This window comes from Streptomyces sp. NPDC017676 (assembly GCF_044329325.1).
Classification (GTDB): domain Bacteria; phylum Actinomycetota; class Actinomycetes; order Streptomycetales; family Streptomycetaceae; genus Streptomyces.
Window position 1 is genome coordinate 201,551 of record NZ_JBIRJA010000008.1, and the last position, 19,133, is coordinate 220,683.

The 19,133-nt window shown below is 70.6% G+C and carries 19 protein-coding genes and 4 pseudogenes; 19 read left to right on the top strand and 4 right to left on the bottom strand.

Annotation, left to right across the window (positions count from 1 at the left end; genetic code table 11):
• The first annotated feature begins 19 nt into the window (after positions 1 to 19).
• A complete protein-coding gene (locus tag ACH4LD_RS19345) occupies positions 20 to 925 on the top strand; it encodes an oxygenase MpaB family protein (RefSeq protein ID WP_398056431.1) in 906 nt (301 codons plus the stop codon).
• Here the strand turns inward: ACH4LD_RS19345 and ACH4LD_RS19350 are convergent.
• On the bottom strand, positions 902 to 1,435 hold the full coding sequence (locus ACH4LD_RS19350) for a PadR family transcriptional regulator (RefSeq protein ID WP_132788320.1): 534 nt from the start codon (positions 1,433 to 1,435) through the stop codon (positions 902 to 904). The genes ACH4LD_RS19345 and ACH4LD_RS19350 overlap by 24 nt on opposite strands.
• A 105-nt stretch (positions 1,436 to 1,540) precedes the next feature.
• On the opposite strand from ACH4LD_RS19350, the gene ACH4LD_RS19355 reads away from it, so the two are divergent.
• The gene (locus ACH4LD_RS19355; RefSeq protein ID WP_398056349.1) at positions 1,541 to 2,296 is read left to right on the top strand and encodes an alpha/beta fold hydrolase; all 756 of its coding nucleotides are present in this window, start codon (positions 1,541 to 1,543) and stop codon (positions 2,294 to 2,296) included.
• Between the two features lie 61 nt (positions 2,297 to 2,357).
• On the opposite strand, the gene ACH4LD_RS19360 is transcribed toward ACH4LD_RS19355, so the two are convergent.
• A complete protein-coding gene (locus ACH4LD_RS19360; protein ID WP_398056348.1) occupies positions 2,358 to 2,957 on the bottom strand; it encodes a class I SAM-dependent methyltransferase in 600 nt (199 codons plus the stop codon).
• A 152-nt stretch (positions 2,958 to 3,109) separates the two neighbouring features.
• Here ACH4LD_RS19360 and ACH4LD_RS19365 point away from each other — a divergent pair, with 152 nt between their 5' ends.
• The 5 genes from ACH4LD_RS19365 to ACH4LD_RS19385 all read left to right on the top strand — a co-directional run bounded on the left by ACH4LD_RS19365 (position 3,110) and on the right by ACH4LD_RS19385 (position 8,248).
• Entirely contained in the window at positions 3,110 to 3,883 is a 774-nt protein-coding gene (locus ACH4LD_RS19365) for an MHYT domain-containing protein (protein ID WP_132788314.1), read from the top strand.
• A gap of 46 nt (positions 3,884 to 3,929) precedes the next feature.
• Positions 3,930 to 6,548, top strand: coding sequence for a nitrate- and nitrite sensing domain-containing protein (locus tag ACH4LD_RS19370; RefSeq protein WP_398056347.1), 2,619 nt, complete (start codon positions 3,930 to 3,932; stop codon positions 6,546 to 6,548).
• Entirely contained in the window at positions 6,545 to 6,982 is a 438-nt protein-coding gene (locus ACH4LD_RS19375; protein WP_398056346.1) for a roadblock/LC7 domain-containing protein, read from the top strand. The genes ACH4LD_RS19370 and ACH4LD_RS19375 overlap by 4 nt, the downstream gene beginning before the upstream one ends.
• 19 nt (positions 6,983 to 7,001) lie before the next feature.
• On the top strand, positions 7,002 to 7,415 hold the full coding sequence (locus tag ACH4LD_RS19380; protein ID WP_398056345.1) for a DUF742 domain-containing protein: 414 nt from the start codon (positions 7,002 to 7,004) through the stop codon (positions 7,413 to 7,415).
• Between the two features lie 230 nt (positions 7,416 to 7,645).
• A complete protein-coding gene (locus ACH4LD_RS19385; RefSeq protein ID WP_398056344.1) occupies positions 7,646 to 8,248 on the top strand; it encodes a GTP-binding protein in 603 nt (200 codons plus the stop codon).
• Between the two features lie 10 nt (positions 8,249 to 8,258).
• On the opposite strand, the gene ACH4LD_RS19390 is transcribed toward ACH4LD_RS19385, so the two are convergent.
• Positions 8,259 to 8,687: a PPOX class F420-dependent oxidoreductase gene (locus tag ACH4LD_RS19390; RefSeq protein ID WP_398056343.1), complete on the bottom strand. Its 429-nt coding sequence runs from the start codon at positions 8,685 to 8,687 to the stop codon at positions 8,259 to 8,261.
• Positions 8,688 to 8,778: 91 nt separating this feature from the next.
• Here ACH4LD_RS19390 and ACH4LD_RS19395 point away from each other — a divergent pair, with 91 nt between their 5' ends.
• From ACH4LD_RS19395 to ACH4LD_RS19430, 8 genes and pseudogenes are all read left to right on the top strand, one after another.
• Positions 8,779 to 9,192, top strand: a complete 414-nt coding sequence (locus ACH4LD_RS19395) for a roadblock/LC7 domain-containing protein (protein WP_398056342.1) — start codon at positions 8,779 to 8,781, stop codon at positions 9,190 to 9,192.
• 125 nt (positions 9,193 to 9,317) lie between these two features.
• A pseudogene (locus ACH4LD_RS19400) lies at positions 9,318 to 10,154 on the top strand (DUF6397 family protein); the annotation flags it as partial.
• Positions 10,155 to 10,736: 582 nt separating this feature from the next.
• Positions 10,737 to 10,969: pseudogene (locus ACH4LD_RS19405) on the top strand (PucR family transcriptional regulator); the annotation flags it as partial.
• Positions 10,962 to 11,117, top strand: a pseudogene (locus ACH4LD_RS19410) (sodium-independent anion transporter); the annotation flags it as partial. The pseudogenes ACH4LD_RS19405 and ACH4LD_RS19410, both read left to right, overlap by 8 nt.
• Positions 11,118 to 11,163: 46 nt before the next feature.
• Positions 11,164 to 11,522 (top strand): annotated as a pseudogene (locus tag ACH4LD_RS19415) (DUF4396 domain-containing protein).
• Positions 11,523 to 11,562: 40 nt separating this feature from the next.
• On the top strand, positions 11,563 to 11,946 hold the full coding sequence (locus tag ACH4LD_RS19420) for a hypothetical protein (protein WP_398056341.1): 384 nt from the start codon (positions 11,563 to 11,565) through the stop codon (positions 11,944 to 11,946).
• Positions 11,947 to 12,019: 73 nt separating this feature from the next.
• Complete coding sequence (locus ACH4LD_RS19425) at positions 12,020 to 13,033, top strand: YihY/virulence factor BrkB family protein (RefSeq protein ID WP_398056340.1); 1,014 nt, start codon at positions 12,020 to 12,022, stop codon at positions 13,031 to 13,033.
• A gap of 576 nt (positions 13,034 to 13,609) precedes the next feature.
• Positions 13,610 to 14,245: a LysE family translocator gene (locus ACH4LD_RS19430; RefSeq protein ID WP_398056339.1), complete on the top strand. Its 636-nt coding sequence runs from the start codon at positions 13,610 to 13,612 to the stop codon at positions 14,243 to 14,245.
• A 55-nt stretch (positions 14,246 to 14,300) separates the two neighbouring features.
• Here the strand turns inward: ACH4LD_RS19430 and ACH4LD_RS19435 are convergent, their stop codons facing one another.
• Positions 14,301 to 15,023, bottom strand: coding sequence for a LuxR C-terminal-related transcriptional regulator (locus ACH4LD_RS19435; protein ID WP_398056338.1), 723 nt, complete (start codon positions 15,021 to 15,023; stop codon positions 14,301 to 14,303).
• 225 nt (positions 15,024 to 15,248) lie between these two features.
• Here ACH4LD_RS19435 and ACH4LD_RS19440 point away from each other — a divergent pair, with 225 nt between their 5' ends.
• The 4 genes from ACH4LD_RS19440 to ACH4LD_RS19455 are packed head-to-tail and all read left to right on the top strand — an operon-like array spanning position 15,249 to position 19,128.
• A complete protein-coding gene (locus tag ACH4LD_RS19440; RefSeq protein ID WP_398056337.1) occupies positions 15,249 to 16,796 on the top strand; it encodes a tryptophan halogenase family protein in 1,548 nt (515 codons plus the stop codon).
• Positions 16,796 to 18,070: a cation:proton antiporter gene (locus ACH4LD_RS19445; protein WP_398056336.1), complete on the top strand. Its 1,275-nt coding sequence runs from the start codon at positions 16,796 to 16,798 to the stop codon at positions 18,068 to 18,070. The genes ACH4LD_RS19440 and ACH4LD_RS19445 overlap by 1 nt, the downstream gene beginning before the upstream one ends.
• Before the next feature lies 1 nt (position 18,071).
• Positions 18,072 to 18,641 carry a flavin reductase family protein gene (locus ACH4LD_RS19450; RefSeq protein WP_398056335.1) on the top strand — a complete coding sequence of 190 codons (570 nt, stop codon included), beginning with the start codon at positions 18,072 to 18,074 and terminating at the stop codon, positions 18,639 to 18,641.
• A 1-nt stretch (position 18,642) separates the two neighbouring features.
• Positions 18,643 to 19,128 (top strand): aminoacyl-tRNA deacylase, encoded by a 486-nt coding sequence (locus ACH4LD_RS19455; RefSeq protein ID WP_398056334.1) that lies wholly within the window; start codon positions 18,643 to 18,645, stop codon positions 19,126 to 19,128.
• Positions 19,129 to 19,133 lie beyond the last annotated feature (5 nt).

Here is a 19,133-nt window from a genome sequence, read left to right on the forward strand (position 1 = left end):
GCAGAAGGGGGTCGACGGGGTGAAGCGGTTCGAGCGGCTCGCGGAGATCCGCCGGTTGGATCCGGTGGCGGACGCGCTGGAGATCTACCGGATCAGCGTCGCGTACGAGTTCCCCTGGGACTACGCCCGCGCTCTCGAACTCGCTCTGTACCGCACCTACGCGGTGCCCGGCATCGGGCGGCTGCTCGCGCGGACGGCGGAGCTGACCGAGCGCACGCAGAAGCGGTACGACGACACCGTGCTGCTGCTGGACACCATCGTGGAACACGGCTTCGCGGCGGAGGAGGGACGCAGCGCGATCCGCCGCATCAACCAGATGCACCGCAGCTACGACATCAGCGACGACGACATGCGGTACGTGCTGAGCACCTTCGTGGTGATGCCCCGGCGCTGGATCGACGCCTACGGCTGGCGGCGGCTGTCCCGGCACGAGATCGTCGCCACCACCGAGTACTACCGCACCCTCGGCCGGCACATGGGCATCCCGGACATCCCCCGGACCTACGAGGAGTTCGCGGCCCTTCTCGACTCCTACGAAGAGGCCCACTTCGGCTGGGACGAGGAGGCACGCCGGGTCTCCGACGCCACCCTCGACCTGATGACGTCCTGGTATCCGCGTCCCCTGGCACCGCTGCTGCGCACGGCCACCCTCGCGCTGCTCGACGAGCCCCTGCTGCGCGCGTTCCGCTACCCGCGACCCGGCGCCGTCACCTCCGCGCTGGTGCGCCGCGCCGTACGGACGCGCGGCCGGCTGGTCCGGCTGCTGCCGCCGCGCCGCGGCCCGCACTTCGCGCGCCAGAACTGGGAGGTCAAGGGCTACCCGAACGGCTATCGCGTCGCCGACCTGGGCACGCGGCCGGTCCCCGGTCTGCGCGGTTGCCCGGTACGGCACCAGGGCAGCTCAGCGGCCGGGCCCGTCGAGTGACGCCAGGGTGTCACGCAGCCAGGCCAGTTCGGCCCGGCTCGTGGCGCGCGCGATGGTGAGAACCCCGCGCCGGAACGGGTCGTCCAGCTCCTCGGCGCGCAGCGGCCGGTCACCGTCGTAGAAGAAGCTCGCCGGCTCCTCCAGGAAGGCCAGCCGGCGGCGCAGCACGGCCGCCTGCGCGGCGGGGTCCTCCAGGTGCCGCAGGAACGCGAGCAGCGTGAACCAGTGGTTCTCGTCGGTGATCTCACGCTGGGCCGGCTCGGCGAGCCGGCGCTTCAACTCGCGCCCGCCCTCCTCGGTCAGTCTGAGCACATGGCGCGGCGCGGCCACGGCGCCGGGCTCGGTGGCCCGCACCAGCAGACCGGCCTTCTCCAGGCGTTTGATCGCCGGGTACAGCGTGCTCTCGGCGACGGGCCGCACATGACCGGTGAGCGCCGCGATGTGGCGGCGCAGGACGTACCCGTGCAGGGGGGCGCCGTACAGGAATCCGAGGATGGCGAGTTCGAGCATGGCCGCATTCTCCCGCAGGAATACATCGCTGAGCCGATACCACCTTGACGGAATACATCGATGCCGAGGTATTGTCCGGTGTCGCGGAACACGGGGAGGGGCACGGTGCAGCAGGCCACGTTCGACAGCAGGGGAAGCCGGATCCGGTGGACCGAGGTACCCGGGGCCGAGCCCGCCCGGGTGTATCTGCACGGGCTCGGAGCGATGTCCGCCGTGTACCACGCGCACATCGCGGCGCGCCCCGAACTCGCGGGGCGCCGCAGCCTGTTCGTCGACCTGCCGGGACACGGCACGAGCGACCGCCCCCAGGACTTCGGGTACACGCTGGAGGACCACGCCGACGCGGTCGCCGCCGCCCTGGACGCGGCCGGGGCCGCAGGCGCCGAACTGATCGCGCACAGCATGGGCGGTGCCGTAGCCGTGGTCCTCGCCCACCGGCGGCCCGACCTGGTCTCCCGGCTGGTGCTGACGGAGGCCAACCTGGACGCCTTTCCGCCGCCGACCGCCGGCAGCAGCGGAATCGCCGCCTACGGGGAGGACGAGTTCGTCGAGGTGGGGTACGCGCGCGTGCTGGAGGTGGTCGGCCCGCTGTGGGCGGCGACCATGCGGCTGGCAGACCCGCGCGCGCTGCACCGCAGTGCCGTCGGCCTGCGCAACGGCTCCGACCCCGTGATGCGGACGCTCCTCGAAGGGCTGCCCGTCGACCGCGTCTTCCTGCAGGGTGAGCACAGCGGCGAACTCGCGGGCCGGGAGGGCTTGGAGGCCGCCGGGGTGCGCGTGGTGAGGGTGCCGGGCGCCGGGCACAACGTCATGTTCGACAACCCCGACGCCTTCGTGGCAGCCGTCACCGGAACGGGCTGACCGACCTCGGTCCTCGGCCTTCGCGCACCCGAGCGGGCCGGAGAGCTGACTCGCCCGGGCCTCAGTCCTCCCGTACCGCGAGCGCCAGGAAGCGGGCGTCCTCGTCGGTGTACGACGTCATCCGCCAGCCCGAACGCGCGAGGAGCGGGCGGAGGTTGGTCTCTGCCCGCAGGTCGTCGGGGGTGATCCGGCGCCCCTGACGCGCCGCCAGGGCCGCGCGGCCGATGGGATGGAAGAGCGCGAGCGTGCCGCCCGGCCGTACCCCACGGGCCAGTTCCCGCAGGTTCTCCACCGGACGTGGCAGATGGGCGATCAGGCCCGCGGCGAACACCGCGTCCAGGCAGCCCGAGCGCAGCGGGAGCGCGGCGACGTCGGCGAGCAGCAGCCGCCCGTCGCGGTGCCTGCCCGCTCGTACGGCGGCCTGGAGCATCGCCGTGGTCAGATCCGCGCCCAGCACCACCCCGGAGGGGCCCACGGCGGCCCGCAGGGGCGGCAGGGCCCGCCCTGTGCCGCAGCCCGCGTCCAGTACGCGGTCCCCCTCCCGCAGCCCGAGGTCGGCCACGGCCGCCGCGTAGGCCGGGCCGTCGTCCGGGAACCGGCTGTCCCAGTCGGCGGCGCGGGCGGTGAAGAAATCCTGGACATGTGTGTGGTCGTCGTTCATGTTCCGCATGATTCCTCACCGTCACGAGGGAAGTCCTTGTGCGCATGTTCGAGCGGGACGCGATCGTTCCGGCACAACTGTGCGTCATATTCCGGCACCTTTCGAAATGCGCCCCCTTTGTGCGCCCGTGCCCCCGCTAGCGTCCCGGGGCCATGGGACACCTGGACCACGCCGCCTTCGGCTGGCTGACCCCCGTACTGTCGTACGTGATGGCCTGCATAGGCGCCGCACTCGGACTGCGCTGCACCGTCCGCGCGCTCGCCGCCACCGGCCGCGCGCGTCGGAACTGGCTCGTCACCGCCGCCTCTTCGATCGGGACGGGCATCTGGACCATGCACTTCGTGGCCATGCTCGGCTTCCGCGTCAGCGGCAGCGACATCCGCTACGACGTGCCGCTGACCATCCTCAGCCTTCTCGTCGCCATGGTCGTCGTCTGGGCCGGCGTCTTCGCCGTCGGCTACAGCCGTGACCGCAACCGCGCGCTCCTCCTCGGCGGTCTCACCACCGGGCTGGGCGTCGCCAGCATGCACTACCTGGGCATGGCGGCCGTCCGGCTGCACGGCGACGTCACCTATGACCCGGTCCTCGTCGGACTGTCGGTACTGATCGCCGTGGTCGCCGCCACCGCGGCCCTGTGGGCCGGACTCAACATCAAGTCACCCCTCGCGGTCACCGTCGCCTCCCTCGTCATGGGAGCGGCCGTCAGCAGCATGCACTACACCGGGATGTTCGCGGTGAGCGTGCGCGTGGACCCTTCCGGCGACGCACTGCCCGGGGCCACGGCGATGCAGTTCATCTTCCCCCTCGCCGTCGGCCTCGGGTCCTACCTGTTCATCACCTCGGCCTTCGTCGCCCTCTCGCCCACGGCCGACGAGCGCGAGGCGTCCGCCTCCGCCCAGCGGCCCGTGGAAAGCGTCGCCCGCTAGCGGGACCCCGGCCCGAGCGCACCGACCAGTCCCGAGCGAGGAGGCCATGCGCCCACCCCGAACACCCGAGAACGCCGCCGCCCCGGCACACCGTCCGCGCGGACGCCGCGCGCACGCCGGACCGCCCGCCGACGAGGGCCGCCGCACGCTCGGCCCGCCGCCGGGCTCCGCACGCGCGCGTGGAGGCCGCCGGCACCTGCGGCCCCGCACCGTTCGCGCCAAGGTGGTCAGCCTTCTGATGGTTCCCGTCGTCTCCCTGCTCGCCCTCTGGGCGTACGCCACCGTCAGCACCGCCCAGGACGTCGCCCGGCTGCGCCAGTCGCAACGGGTGGACGCCGAACTGCGCAGCCCCGTGGCCGCGGCCGTCACCGCCCTCCAGGCCGAGCGCACCGCGGCCGTCCGCTACGCCACGGATCCGCGCACCGCCGACGGCGGCGATCTCGACGACCTCGCGGCCCGCACCGACCGCGCCGTGGACAGGTTGCGGCTCGGCCGGCACAGCACGGTCGCCGACAGCCAGGAACTCCCCGCCGGCGTCTCCAGGCGCCTCGACGCCTTCGTCACCGGGGTCGAGCACCTCCGCACACTGAGGACAGCCGTAAGGGGCCACAGGACGGGCTGGGAGGACGTGTACGCGCAGTACACCAAGACCATCGGTGCCGCCTTCGCGGTCGACGGTGCCCTCACCGGCATCCAGCAGGCCGATGTCGCCTCCGACGCGCGCGTGCTGCTCGAATTCTCCCGCGCCGCCGAAGCACTGGCCCAGGAGGACGCCCTGCTGAGCAGCGCACGGGTCGCCGGCACCCTGCAGGGGGAGCGACGGCGGCTCTTCAGCGCCGCCGTCGCCACGCGCCGTGCCCTCACCGAGACCGCGGTCACCGATCTGCCCGCCGCCCAGCGCGCCGACTGGCGGGATCTGACCGCCGGCGGTTCCTACACCACCCTGGGCACCGCCGAGAACAACCTGCTCGCCGCTGGACCGGACGTCCACATCGCCGACAAGGAACCGCAAGCCGCCTGGAGCGCCGCCCACACGCGCGTACAGGACGGCATGCGGACCATCGCGGCCGGTGCGGGCCGTGCCGTCGCCGGCCGCGCCGACCCCGTCACCCGCGGCCTGCTCAGCCCGGCCGGAGCCGCCGTACTCCTGGGACTCGCCGCCGTCGCCGCCTCCCTCGTCATCTCCGTCCGCATCGGACGGGCTCTCGTGGTGGAACTCGTGAGCCTGCGCAACGACGCGCTGGAGATCGCCCGCCGCAAACTCCCGGAAGCGATGCGGAAGCTGCGCGCGGGCGAGGAGATCGACATCCGGGCCGAGGCACCCTCCGGACCGCCGGCCGAGGACGAGACCGGCCAGGTCGCGGAGGCCCTGACCACCGTGCACCGCGCCGCGCTGCGCGCCGCCGTCGAGCGCGCCGAACTCGCCAGCGGCATCTCCGGGGTCTTCGTCAATCTGGCCCGCCGCAGCCAGGTGCTGGTCCACCGCCAGCTCAGCCTCCTGGACAGCATGGAGCGGCGCTCCGACGACCCGGACGAACTCAGTGACCTCTTCCGCCTGGACCACCTCACGACCCGGATGCGGCGCCACGCCGAGAGCCTGATCATCCTCTCCGGCGCCGCGCCCGGCCGGGCCTGGCGGATGCCGGTCTCCCTGACCAACGTCGTACGCGCCGCCGTCTCGGAGATCGAGGACTACGCGCGCGTGGAGGTACGCCAGTTCCCCGAGGCGTACGTCATCGGCGCGGCGGTCGCCGACCTCACCCATCTGCTCGCCGAGATCGTCGAGAACGCGGCCCAGTTCTCACCACCGCACACGCGCGTGCGGGTCACCGGCGAACCCGTCGGCAACGGCTACGCCCTGGAGATCGAGGACCGGGGGCTCGGCATGGGCGCCGAGACCCTGGCCGAGGCCAACCGCCGCATCGAACAGTCAGAGGCGCTGGACCTCTTCGACAGCGACCGTCTCGGACTCTTCGTGGTCAGCAGGCTCGCCTCCCGGCACGACATCAAGGTGCATCTGCGGACCTCACCGTACGGAGGCACCACCGCCGTGGTCCTGCTGCCGAAGGCCCTGCTGCACAGCGGCTCGGCGGCATCGTCCACCCGCCGGGGCGAACAGGCCCGACCCGACGAGGAACGCGCCTACGCGCGCGTGCCCGGCGCGACCCCGCCCCAGGAAGCCGCTGTCACCCCGTGGCCGGACCGTCCCGCCCTGGCAACCGCACCCGGCCCGCACGGCACCACGCGGACACCTGGACCCCAGAGCACCGGGAAGGCGGCCGACGCTCACGGCACCCGGCCGGCCCCAGACCCGGACGGCACCGGTACGGGCGCCCGCTCCCACGACGCCGCCCATGAACCCCCGCCCCCCGGCGTCACCACCCTGAGACTCCACCGCTCGCCGGACGCCTCCGAGCCTTCCGACGACCTCCCGCGCCGTGTGCGCCAGGCGAGCCTCGCCCCGCAACTGCGCCACCAGCGCCCCGAAGAGCCGGTCCAGCAGCCCGCCCGCCACGGTGACGACCGGCGCACCCCCGAACTCGTACGGGACCGCATGGCGGCATATCGCGACGGCTGGGCGCGCGGCGGTGGCAGGCGGCCCGGCCGCGGCACCGCATCGGAACCGGCAACGGGCAGTCACAGCAGCGAAGGAGACCCGGCATGATCCAGGAACCGACACCGAGGACCGGCCAGCGGTCCGGCGAACTGGACTGGCTGCTCGACGACCTGGTGACACGCGTGCGCGAGGTACGGCACGCCGTCGTACTCTCCAACGACGGCCTGGCGGTCGGTGCCTCCACCGACCTCGCACGGGAGGACGCCGAGCATCTCGCCGCCGTGGCCTCCGGCTTCAACAGCCTCGCCAAGGGCGCGGGACGGCACTTCGGCGCCGGCGGAGTGCGCCAGACCATGGTCGAGATGGACGACGCGTTCCTCTTCGTGGCCGCGGCCGGTGACGGTTCCTGCCTCGCACTGCTCACCGCGGTCACCGCCGACATCGGGCTGGTCGCCTACGAGATGGCCCGCCTGGTCAAACAGGTGGGCGAGCACCTTTGCACGGCGCCGCGCGTCGCGGCGCAACCGCCCGCCGCAGGATGAGCCGGGAAGGCGCCACCCGATGACCGAGAACCCGACCGGCGAGCCCCGGGAGCCGGGCAGCCAGTGGTACGACGGCGAGGCCGGACCCCTGGTCCGCCCGTACGCCATGACGGGTGGCCGGACCCAGCCCGGGCCGACCGGAGTGCGCTTCGACCTGATCGCACTCGTCACCCTCGACCCCGCCGCACCGGCGCTCGACGACGACACCGCGCTCGGCCCCGAACACCGGACCCTGATCGACCTGTGCCGCCCCGAGACGCAGTCCGTCGCCGAACTCGCCGCCGACGCGGACCTTCCGGTCGGCGTGGTCCGGGTGCTTCTCGGGGACCTCATGGAACTCGGCTGTGTGACCATCAGCCGCCCCGTGCCACCGGCGCACCTGCCCGACGAGCGGATTCTGCGCGAGGTCATCGCGGGATTGCGGGCACTGTAGATGAACGTCCGGACACCGCCGTACGCCTCGCCGTGTCGGCATCTGTACGCCAGATCGCGTCCCGGTCCGTCCGATCCGGGCGCGTTGCGCCAACGATCGGGCCCGAGCCGCTCATATCAGGTGTTCTTCGGTCCCCTCGCCCCGACCCGCATCCCCGTTGTCATGATGCTGCCTCCACCCCCGGAGCACGCGGACGCCGGCCGCGACCGGCCCTCCCGAGAGAAGTGATCATGGTCTCCGAGCACACCGACACCGTCGGCGACGCCTCCGCCCTGGCGCTGAAGATACTGGTCGCCGGTGGTTTCGGCGTCGGCAAGACGACCCTGGTGGGGGCCGTCAGCGAGATCCGGCCGCTGCGCACCGAGGAACTGCTCAGCGAAGCGGGCCAACTGGTGGACGACACCGACGGCGTGGACCAGAAGGTCACCACCACCGTGGCCATGGACTTCGGCCGCATCACCATCCGCTCCGGCCTCTCGCTCTACCTCTTCGGCACACCGGGACAGGACCGCTTCTGGTTCCTGTGGGACGAACTGGCCCAGGGCGCCCTCGGCGCCGTGGTCCTCGCGGACACCCGGCGACTGGAGGACTGCTTCCCGGCCGTCGACTACTTCGAGCACCGGCGCATCCCCTTCGTGGTGGCCGTCAACTGCTTCACGGGAGCCCGCTCCTACGGCGCCCAGGACGTCTCCCGCGCGCTCGATCTCGACCGCGGCACCCCCGTGGTGCTGTGCGACGCACGCGACCGCGACTCCGGCAAGGAAGTCCTGATCAGGCTTGTCGAGTACGCCGGACGGATGCACACCGCCCGGCTCCTGGACTCCGTCGGCTGAGCCCGCCCGCTCAGGCCGCGACGTCCCGCATGGCCAGCACCCTGTCGATGGTCACGCGGACGAGCAGTTCACCCGGAACACCGTTGCGGGCGCCGTACTCCTCGGCGCGGTCCTCGCCCATGTACCGGGCGGCGATCCGGGTCGCCCACAGGCGCACCTCCGTAAGATCCTCCGACAGCCGGGCACGGCCGTTCAGCACCACGAAGTGGAACGGCGGACGGTCGTCGTCCACGCACAGGGCCACCCTGCCGTCGCGGGCCAGATTGCGTCCCTTCGCGGTGTTCTTGCCGGTGTTGAACACCAACTCGTCGCCGTCCAGCAGAAACCAGACCGGAGCCACATGCGGGCTTCCGTCGGCGCGAACGGTGGAGAGCTTGCCGGTGCGAGTGCCGTCCAGGACGAACGCCCGCCATTCCTCATCGGTCATCTTCTCTGCCATGCGCCCATCCTCCTTGCCCGCACGCCGGTCGTGGGGAAGGCTTGCGGGGAGTTCCTCCAGCCAGGGGGAGACATCACACGGGGAGACGGACATGGCGCAGAACCAGGGTCTCGGCTGGCTCCTGGACGATCTGACCGAGCGGGTGGACCACGTACGCCACGCGCTGGTCCTGTCGAACGACGGGTTGGTCACCGCGGCGAGCACGGGGTTACGCCGCGAGGACGCGGAACATCTTGCCGCCGTGGCATCCGGGCTGCACAGCCTGGCCAAGGGCTCGGGACGCCACTTCGGCGCGGGCAGGGTGCGCCAGACGATGATCGAGTACGACGAGGCCGTGCTGTTCGTGACCGCGGCCGGCACCGGCAGTTGTCTGTGCGTGTTCAGCGGGGCCCAGGTCGACATCGGCCAGATCGCCTACGAGATGACCCTGCTCGTCAACCGGGTCGGCGAACACCTCGGCGTCGACGCCAGAAAACCCGGGAGCTCTCCCACCACAGACCTCTGACCTGCTACTTTCCTGCCCCCGTGGAGTTATCCACAGGCTCGCCACGAGATGCGGCGAACCGGCTACGGTGAGTACACGGCGAACGCACAAGGCGTGAGCCACCGACTCCACGGGGGAGTACGACCATGTCGGCAAGCACCTTCGGCCCAACCCGTCCCAGCGCCTGCACGCCGAGCCGTGCCGCTCGCGAACTGGGGCTCAAGCGAGCCGAGTTCGACCTCGCTGTCCAACTCGGCCGCATCCGGACCGTGCCCGACGAGGGCGGCGGAGGAGGCCGGCGCGTGGAACACGCGGAGATCGAGCGCCTCCGCGCGCAGGACGGCTTCCCCGAATCCCTGCGCGAGCGGGTGCAAGTCGTGGGTACGGCGGAGGGCGCCGCCCTCATGGAGATCCCGGCCGGCCGGTTCAGCCGGCTCGCCCGACTGGGCCTGCTCGTGCCCGTGAAGTTTTACCTCAACCGCTATCGTGCCGTGGTCTGGCTCTATCTCGCGGAGGAGCTGCGCCAGTTCACGGCGAGCCCGGAGCACGCGCACCTGCTCAAGGGGCGGACGCCCGAGACCCTGAGGGGCCAGCTGGCTGCGGGAGTGGATCTGCGGGCCCGCAACTGGCGCGCACGCCAAATCGGATTCCTGTTGCGGCAGGCCGAGGACCCGTGGGCCCGTGCCGGAGCCATGGCCGCCTTCCTCGCGCCGGTCGAGGTCGCCGACATCGTCAAGGACCCCCACGAGCGCGCTCACCTGCACCGGTTCCGGCCCGCGTCACCAGGGCACGGGGCTTCCGGCTCTCCTTCCGCTCATCTTGCCGAGCGGATCATGACGGCGCAGGACGCGGACGAGGTCGGCTGGCTGCGCAGCGAGTTGGCGCGCTCGGTCGAGGAGGCCCGCGACAACTCGCCGGCCCCGCGCCCGGCCACCCACCGGGTTCCGCCGGCGATGCGAGCGGTCGCACGACCCATCCCACCGATGGCACGGACGGTCACCCGCCCCACGGAAGAGGCGACGAGGCCGTGGGAGCCGGCCGCACGGTACCTGAAGCCGGCGGCGCCCCCTGCGAAGCCGACAGCACGGTCCCCGGAGCCGGTGCGCGGGGCGACACTGTCCCCGGAGACGGCGACACTGCGCCCCGATCCGGCGACACCGCTCCCCGGTTCGATGCCACCGCTCCTCGATTCGGCGACACCGCTCCCCCATCCGGTGACACGGCATCCGCAGGAGGCGACACGGCCCCCGGAGCTTGGACCCCGCGTCCTGCGGATGCGGACGCGGCTTCCCGAGTCGGTGGCGACACAGCTCATGGAGGCCGCGACAGCGCACACGGATTCCGCCGTGCGGCACCCCGAGTCGCGGGTGCGGCCCAGGGCGCTGTACGTCGTTCACCGGGAGCCGGCCGTCCGGCCGGCGGTGCCACCGGTCCCTCGCGACCACGAGCCGGCGCAGCCCGGTCCGGCGCCCTCGTCCCGGGGTCTTCGGGCCTGGCTACGGCGGAGAAGCGCACGGCCGGCGCGGCCCGCGGGGGTCTGATCAGCCGGTGCCGGCTTCCGTCGCCGGCTGCTGTGCATCACCCCCGGCCACGAGGACGAGGTCCTGCCCTACGTCGCCAAGCAGACACACGCCGCCACCGACGGCGGTACGGTCGCCATCGGCCGCCCGCAGCCCGGCCCCGGCGGGGTCGTCCAGTCGTACGAGGAAGCCTTGAACGCCCTCGAACTGGCTGAGCGGCGGGCCTGGACGACCCCGTACTGCGGGCCGCTGACCTGCTGGTCTACCCCGTCCGCACACATCTGGGGCGCCTCCTCCGTCGCCGCGCTGGACGCCTTCGAGACGAAGTACGCCCAGCGCGGCAAGACCGTGGAGATCACCGGCCTGAACGACCCCAGCGCGCACCTGCACGGCAAACTCACCGGCGAGCTGGCGGCCAGCCACTGAGGAACGAGGCCAGCCGGACGCCGAGAAGTCGCCCGAGTGGCAGGTGATGTCCAAGGCGGTCAGTCACTGCGGTGCCGGCTGCACGCTCGGTGACATCGCCGGCGAGTGGATCATCTTCGCCACGGGACTGACCATCGGTACTTCACCATCGTGCCGATGCGCGATATGGGGCGAGCGGAAGGAATCCGTGCCGCCATCAAGGCCGACACCCTTTCGATCGTCGCCTTTCAGACGGGTCTCCTTCTCGCGATGCGGGTGTACCAGGACGTCATCTTCTCGCCGGGCCTGCCGATGACATCGGCCGTGTACTGGATGATGATGCAGGTGTCGATGGTGATCGGATGCTTCACCGCGTGGCCTGTGAACGCCTGGCTGGTCAGGGCCGGGCTGAAAGAACGGATGTGACATCGTCCAGCACGCATGACCTCCGAGGAGGCGAAGCGACATGTGGAAGCGCCGGAAGAAGCGGGTCCGCGCGGTCCGTCTTGAGCTGTGTGACCTCTGCGCGGCGACGTTCCCCGAGGACGAGGCCGTACGCGGATACGTGCCCGACTCCTCGTCCGTAAGTCTCCGGAACGACTGGTTCGATGGCCTGCGGCTCATCACGGCGTGCAGCACCGAACACTTCGCCGCGCTGAGGACGACCTATGAGCGGCGGCCCTTCACACAAGAGGAACTCTGGGCGGCGAAGGTCAACCGCGTTCTGACCAGTGGCCCGCCGGCCCTCACGTTCGTAGAGCTGGAGTGCCGCACCGGCTTGGACGAGACGGAGATCAGGCGTGCCATCGCCTGGCACAACGAACACGGCTGGTGGCGAACGGTGCAATGACCACGTTCCCGCCGGACGGACCTCGTTCGCTGTCATCGCAGTCCCCCGGACCGATACGACCCACGTGCCGGCCATGAGGTTCCTCGCGCGCGCCGACGGTTTCCAGAGACGGCACCGCTGGGTCGGGCTGCCGGTGGCCGTCGTGTACAAGTTCTACGACGATCAGGCCGTCTACCTCGCGGCCCTCCTCACCTACTACGGCTTCCTCTCCCTCTTCCCGCTGCTCCTGATCCTCTTGGCCGTCCTGAGCACCTTCCTCAGCGACGATCCCGCTCTGCGCCAGCGGATCATGGACTCGGCGCTGAGCGAGTTCCCGGTGATCGGGGACCAGCTCGGACACAACATCCACTCCTTCCACAGCAGTGGCGTCGCCCTCGCCGTGGGCATCGCGGGCAGCCTCTACGGTTCCCTCGGCGTGGCACAGGCCGCGCAGTACGCCCTCAACAAGATCTGGGCGGTCCCCCGGCACGCGCGCCCCGACCCGCTCCACTCGCGGTTGAAGGGCCTGCTGTTCCTGCTGCTCCTCGCCGTGGGGCTGGGCGCCTTCACCCTGCTGTCGGTGGCGGCTTCGCAGAGCTACCTGTTCGGCGCGCCGCTGAGAGGCGGGACTCGGATCCTTGCCACCGTGGCGTCCGTGTGTCTGAACGCCGTTCTGCTCCTCCTGGGATACCGGCTGCTGACGCACCGAGCGCTCCCGCTGCGTCGGCTGGCCGGCGTCGCGCTGGGCGGAGCCTGTGCCTGGGAGGTGGTTCAGTGGGCGGGCACCTACTACGTCAGCCACGTCCTGCGCGGCGCAACCGCGACCTATGGCATGTTCGGCATCGTCCTGGGACTGCTCGCCTGGCTCTACGTCGGCGCGCTGATCTTCGTCACGGCGGCCGAGGTGGCGGCCGTTCGGGTGATGCGCCTTTGGCCGCGCAGTCTGCTGACGCCGTTCACAGACCGAGTGCACCTGAGTCCCGCAGACCGCCGTGCTTACACGTCGTACGCCGACACCGAGGCGTTCAAGGGGTTCCAGAAGATCCGGGTTCACTTCGACCAGCCACCGAAGCCCCTGCACGAGGAACCGCCGGACGACACCTCCTGAGCGAGCAGTTCATGGGCCTTTCACGAGACGTATGACATCCCCCCGGGTGCCGTATTTGATCCGTCAAGGGATGGCTGCCCGAGGGCTGCGGGGGAGACAGCGGAGCCCAGGATGTTGATCTCTTCGGACGCGACGGGCAACGTCGAGTGAGGTGGATGCCAGGTGATGATGTGGCACCCTTCGTCGCTGTGGTGCCGATCGCAGCAGCTCCGAGCCGGCAGGTGGCTGCCCAACTGTCCGCGCCGACGCCCCTGCTCCCGTCCCCGGTGACCAGTGCGGGGCGTTGGCTGTCGGCGGGCTCGGAGGCCGTGGCATCGGCTGGTGTGGCCGGATCGCTGCACTCGTGCCGTGGCCGATGCGATCCCATGGGGTGCTGGAGCGGCGTGTTCAGGAAAGAGTGCGTGCGCGCCCCGGTGTTGTCCTGTTGTCCTGGTGTAGCTCTTTGCCCATATACCGCAGATGCTTTCTTGGAGAAGGCGGCTTGTTGTCGAGCATGCCGGACAAGACCCGGATGAGAAGAGCTGCCGATTTCCTCGAATCGCAGGGCGGCGAGGGCGGGGCGCGTATCCTGTGGTGGTGATCGGATTAGATCGTCTGGCTGTCTTCCTGACTGTGGTGACCGTGCTGATCTCTGTGCCGGGGCCGAGTGTCTTGTTCGTGGTGAGCCGGGGGGTGGCGCTGGGGCGACGGGCCGCCGTATCCACTGCGGTGGGGAATGAGGCGGGACTCCTCGTTCAGGTCGTACTGGTGGCGTTCGGGTTGGGGGAGGTACTAGCGCGATCCCTCCTGGTCTTCTCGATCCTGAAGTTCGCCGGCGCGCTCTACCTCGTCTATCTCGGTGTTCAGGCCTGGCGGCACCGCAAGCTGCTGGTGGTGGGGGAGAAGGCCGAGGCGTCGGCCGGCCGTCCGGGACGGGTCTTCCGGGAAGGTTTCATCGTCGGGGTGAGCAATCCCAAGGGCCTGCTGATCTTTGGTGCGGTCCTGCCGCAGTTCGTCGACTCCTCGGCGGGGAATGTCCGGGTGCAGTTGTTGCTGCTGGGCCTGATCTGCGTCCTGATCGCGTTGGTTTCCGACGCGACATGGGGCCTTCTCGCGGGAACGGCCCGCAATTGGCTTGCCAGGTCACCACGTCGGCTGTCGTGGATCGGCGGAGCGTCGGGAGTGGTGATGGTCGGACTGGGAATCCGGCTGGCGTTCAGCGGACGCGAATGAGGGAGGCGCGAATGAGGGAGTCAAGGGGTCGCCTCAGCTGACCCGTCCGACCACCTCACCGCGGCCATTCACCTCGGGTGATGCCCAGTTCGTATGCGACCGCGACCGCGCTGGCCCGGTTCCGTAGGCCGAGCTTGATCAGCAGATTCTGTACGTGTGTCTTGACCGTACTCTCGCTGACCACCAGTTCTCCGGCGATCTCGGCGTTCTTCATGCCGCGCGCCAGGAGTTTGAGCACTTGTCGCTCGCGGAGTGTGAGCAGGTCGAGTGCCGTATGGCGGACGGACTTCCTGGGAGGCAGCCTGTTGTCGGGCTCCTCTTGGTCAGGTATGCCGATCCGGTAGCCTCCGGAGACGAGCCTGATGGCGGACACCAGGAATTCCGGTTCTTCCCAGGCCAGCACCACACCCCCGGCGCCCAGCTTGTCGGCATCCGCGCGGATGGGATCGTTCGCGTCATTGGTCACCAGCAGCATGCGCGAGACACCAGAACCGGAGTAGTGGACAGCCCGGTGCATCAGGTCCACTACGTTGATGGACCGGCACGCGGTGTTGATGATGAGCACGTCCAACGCGGAGTCGAGGGTGGCTTCGAGTGCCGTCGGGCTGTCCCGGGCGCTGCCGACGAGGGTGAGGTCGGGGTACTCCCGCAGAACATGCGCAAGCCCGGCGTGTACCAGGCTCGAATCATCGATCAGGAAGATCCGTAATGGTTCCGGCTTCTCACCGCCGGCCAAGTCGCTCGACGCTGGATTCCGGTCGGATCGAACTTCGTCCACGAGCCCCCCTGCACCGCGAGTAGCGGCTACGGACAGAGTCGAACACGCCTCATCTAATCCCACGGCCGCGACCCAGAGCACACGATTTCTTGCCACATTCAGCTGGCAAATGCAGAAAGGGTGAGAGCCGGTCACTTCGGCCTAGTCCGTTCGGCTCCTGGCCTGCCGTGATCCGTCCGATCTACCGAAGACACCACCCGGAGATCACGCCTAGAGTCACGAGCCATGACACAGAGCGTGGTGATCCTGGGTGGTGGAACGGCTGGGTGGATGACCGCTTCCTACCTGCGGGCGGCCTTCGCGGACAGAGTCGACATCACTGTGGTGGAGTCCCGGCGGATCGGCACCATCGGGGTGGGCGAGGCCACCTTCAGCACGGTCCGCCACTTCTTCGACTACCTCGGTCTCAGCGAGGCCGACTGGATGCCGGAGTGCAACGGCACGTACAAGCTGGCGGTGCGCTTGGAGAACTGGCGGGCGCCCGGCACGTACTTCTATCACCCGTTCGAACGGATGCGGGTCGTCGACGGGGTGCCACTCACCGACTGGTGGCAGAAAGTCGGCGGGACGGACCGCTTCGACCGGGACTGCTTCCTCATACCCTGGCTCTGCGACGCGAAGGCGTCCCCCAGGTATCTCGACCACCGGCTCTTCGAGCAGGACTTCGACGAGGACCCCGACCGTCCGCTCTACCGGACCACGCTCGCCGAACAGAACACCCAGTTCCCCTACGCCTACCACTTCGACGCCTCGCTCCTCGCCGACTTCCTGTGCCGCCACTCCGTCGGACGCGGCGTCCACCGAATCATCGACGACGTCGTGGACGTGCGCCTCGACGAGCGGGGCTGGATCGACCGTCTCGTCACCCGCGAGCACGGAGACCTGACCGCGGACCTGTACGTCGACTGCTCCGGCTTCCGCAGCCGGCTGCTCGGCGACGCACTCGGCGAGCCCTTCATCTCCTTCCAGGACTCCCTCCCCAATGACCGCGCGGTGGCACTGCGGGTCTCCGTCGACACCGCGGTGCGGGGCATCAGGCCGTGCACCACGGCCACCGCTCAGGACGCCGGATGGATCTGGACGATCCCGCTCTACGACAGGATCGGCACCGGATACGTCTACGCCTCCGACTACTGCGAACCCGAGGAGGCCGAACGCGTCCTGCGCGACTTCGTCGGGCCCGCCGCCGCGGACCTGGAGGCCAACCACATCCGGATGCGGATCGGCCGTTCCCACCGGGCCTGGGTCAACAACTGCGTGGGCATCGGACTCTCCGCCGGCTTCGTCGAACCGTTGCAGTCGACCGGCATCTTCCTGATCCAGCACGCGATCGAACAACTCGTCAGGTACTTCCCCGGCACGGACAGGGATCCGGTGCTGCGCGACACCTACAACCTCAGCACAGCCCGGGCCATCGAGGGCGTCCGGGAGTTCCTGATCCTGCACTACCGGGGCGCCGCGCGCGTGGACAACGACTACTGGCGCGACGCGAAGAAGCGCGCGGTGCCCGAGGACATGGCCGTGCGCATGGAGCAATGGCAGAGCAAACTGCCCGACAACGACACCACCTACCCCTACTACCACGCCTTCGAGCCCTACAGCTACGTCTGCATGGCCCTCGGCCTCGGAGGCATCCCGCTGCGCCACCCGCCCGCGCTGGACCTGTTCGACACCCGTGCGGCGCGGGCCGAGCTGGCCCGGGTCCGGGAACAGGCGCGCAAGCTGGTCGACACGCTGCCCAGCCAAGTGGAGTACCTCTCGGGGCTGCGCTGATGGTCGCAGCCCTCCACGCCATGGTGGTGCTGGCCGTGGTGCTCCTGGCGGCCCGGCCGGCCCGCCGAGCGGCGACGCTGATACGCCAGCCACCCGTCATCGGGGAAATCGCCCTCGGCCTCGTCGTCGTCCCCGTCCTGACGACGGCCGCCGGACCCGGCCTCGTCGAGACGGCGCTGCCGTCCGGGGTCACCGGCCACCTGCACACCATCGGCCTGGCCGGGCTCGCGTTGTACCTGACGGGCGTCGGACACAGCGCCCGCCCGCGGCGCGGCGAGGTGTCACCGTGCTCTTACGGGTGGCTGCTGGCGGGCTCCCTGCTGCCCGGGCTGGTCGCCGGGGCGTTGGTGTCCGTGTGGGTGGTGTGGCGGGACGCGGCGGGGGAGCGGGGTACGGCACCCACCGCCGCGCTGGTGCTGCTGCTGGCCACCGCCTTCGCCGTCACGGCCGTTCCGGTGCTGGCGCGGATCCTCACCGACCGGGACATCGCCGACACGACCGAGGGCCGACTGTCTCTCCTCGTCGCCGTCTCCATCGACGCCCTGACCTGGCTGCTCCTGACCTCCGCGCTGGCCGCCGCCGCGGGCGGCGGCAGACAGGTCGTCCGCTCCGCGGCGGTGATCGCCGTCGGCACGGCGGTGGCCGTGGCGCTCCGGCGGCTGCTGGACCGGAAGGCCGTCGGCAGACTGTGCGCCCGGTGGCCGGCCGCCGCCTCGGCCACCCTGGGCGCGGTCGCGATCGCGGCGGCCCTGGCCACCGAGCGGGCGGGACTCACAGCGATCTTCGGTGCGGTGCTGGTCGGTCTCGCCGTTCCCCGGGACGGCGAACAGGGACCGCGGACCGAAGCCGTACGGAGCGTCGAGCGATGCGGCCTGCTCCTGGTCCCGGCGTTCTTCGTGACGGTGGGCTTCCGGACGGCCACTGACGGGCCGGACGGTTTCTCCTGGATGACCCTCGCCCTGGTTCTGCTTCTCGCCACGGTGGCCAAGCTGGGCGGCGGCTACGCCGGCGCGCGTGCCGCGCGGTTGCCCGTCGGGACGGCACTGCGCTTCGGGGTGCTGATGAACACCCGGGGTCTGACGGAGATCGCCGTACTCCAGGCCGGACTGTCGGCCGGGATCCTCTCGTCCGGACTCTTCCTCGTCATGCTGCTGATGGCGCTCGTGACCACGGCTGCCACCGGCCCGCTGCTGTCGTTCGCGGACCACCGTTTCCCCGCCACCGGGGCCCTGCCACGTTCCGCGTCCGAGGAGCTGTCCCATGACAAGGCCTGACATGTCTGCCACGGCCATCCGGGAAACGACGGTGGGTGAGGGCGACTTCAGGACCCTGATGTCCTTGTTTCCCACCGGCGTCGCGGTCATCGGGGCCCTGGACGGCGCTCGCCGGCCTTGGGGCATGACGTGCTCGTCCCTGTGCAGCGTGTCCCTGAACCCGCCCATGCTCCTGGTCTGCGTGCGAACCGGCAGTCCCACGCTGGCCGCGCTGGAGCGCACCGGAGCGTTCAGCGTCAACCTGTTGCACGACTCTGCCCGGGACGTGGCGGAACTGTTCGCCTCGGGCGACCCGGACCGGTTCCGGCGGACGGCCTGGGACCTGCCCGACGCGGCGGCCGGCCCGCACCTGCTGGACGCCGCGCACGCCGTGGGCGACTGCCGGGTCGACGTGGTGCGGCAGGCAGGGGACCACACCATCGTCTTCGGCCGGGTGTTCCGCGTCAGTGTCCGCACCGAGCACGGACGGTCCCCGCTGCTGTACGGGCTGCGCCGGTACGCCGCCTGGCCGACGAGCGGTAGCGTGGCGGAGCCCGGCCGGTCCCGGCCGGACCGAGCCGACGAGGAGTGAGATGTCGCAGCCGGCGGAGCCCACCAGTGTCCTGTCACCCGAGGAGGTGCTCCGCAGGTCCGGGGTGCCGTTCACGGTCCTCGACCACGTCCCGATCGTCGGCCGGGAGGATGCCGAGACCACACTCGGCCTCACCACCGAGCAGTTACTGAAGACCATGGTCTTCCGGACGGCCGACGGCGGCTTCGTGCTTGCCGCCCTGCCCGTCACCGGACGCGTCAACTACGGCCGGCTGGCCCGGGCGGCGGGCGTCTCCCGCGCCAAGCTCCGGCAGGCCGAACCGGGGGAGCTGAGCCTGCTGGGCATGGAACCGGGCGGCGCGAGCCCGGTCTGCGATCTGCCGGACGTCGTGATCGTCTTCGACACAGCGGTAACCCGGATGGGCACCGTGTACTGCGGCAGCGGTCGCGCCGACCGGACCGTACGGATCGAGGCCGCGCAACTGATCGAGCTGGTCGGGCCGAAGGTCGAGGAACTGTCCCAGTGATGAGG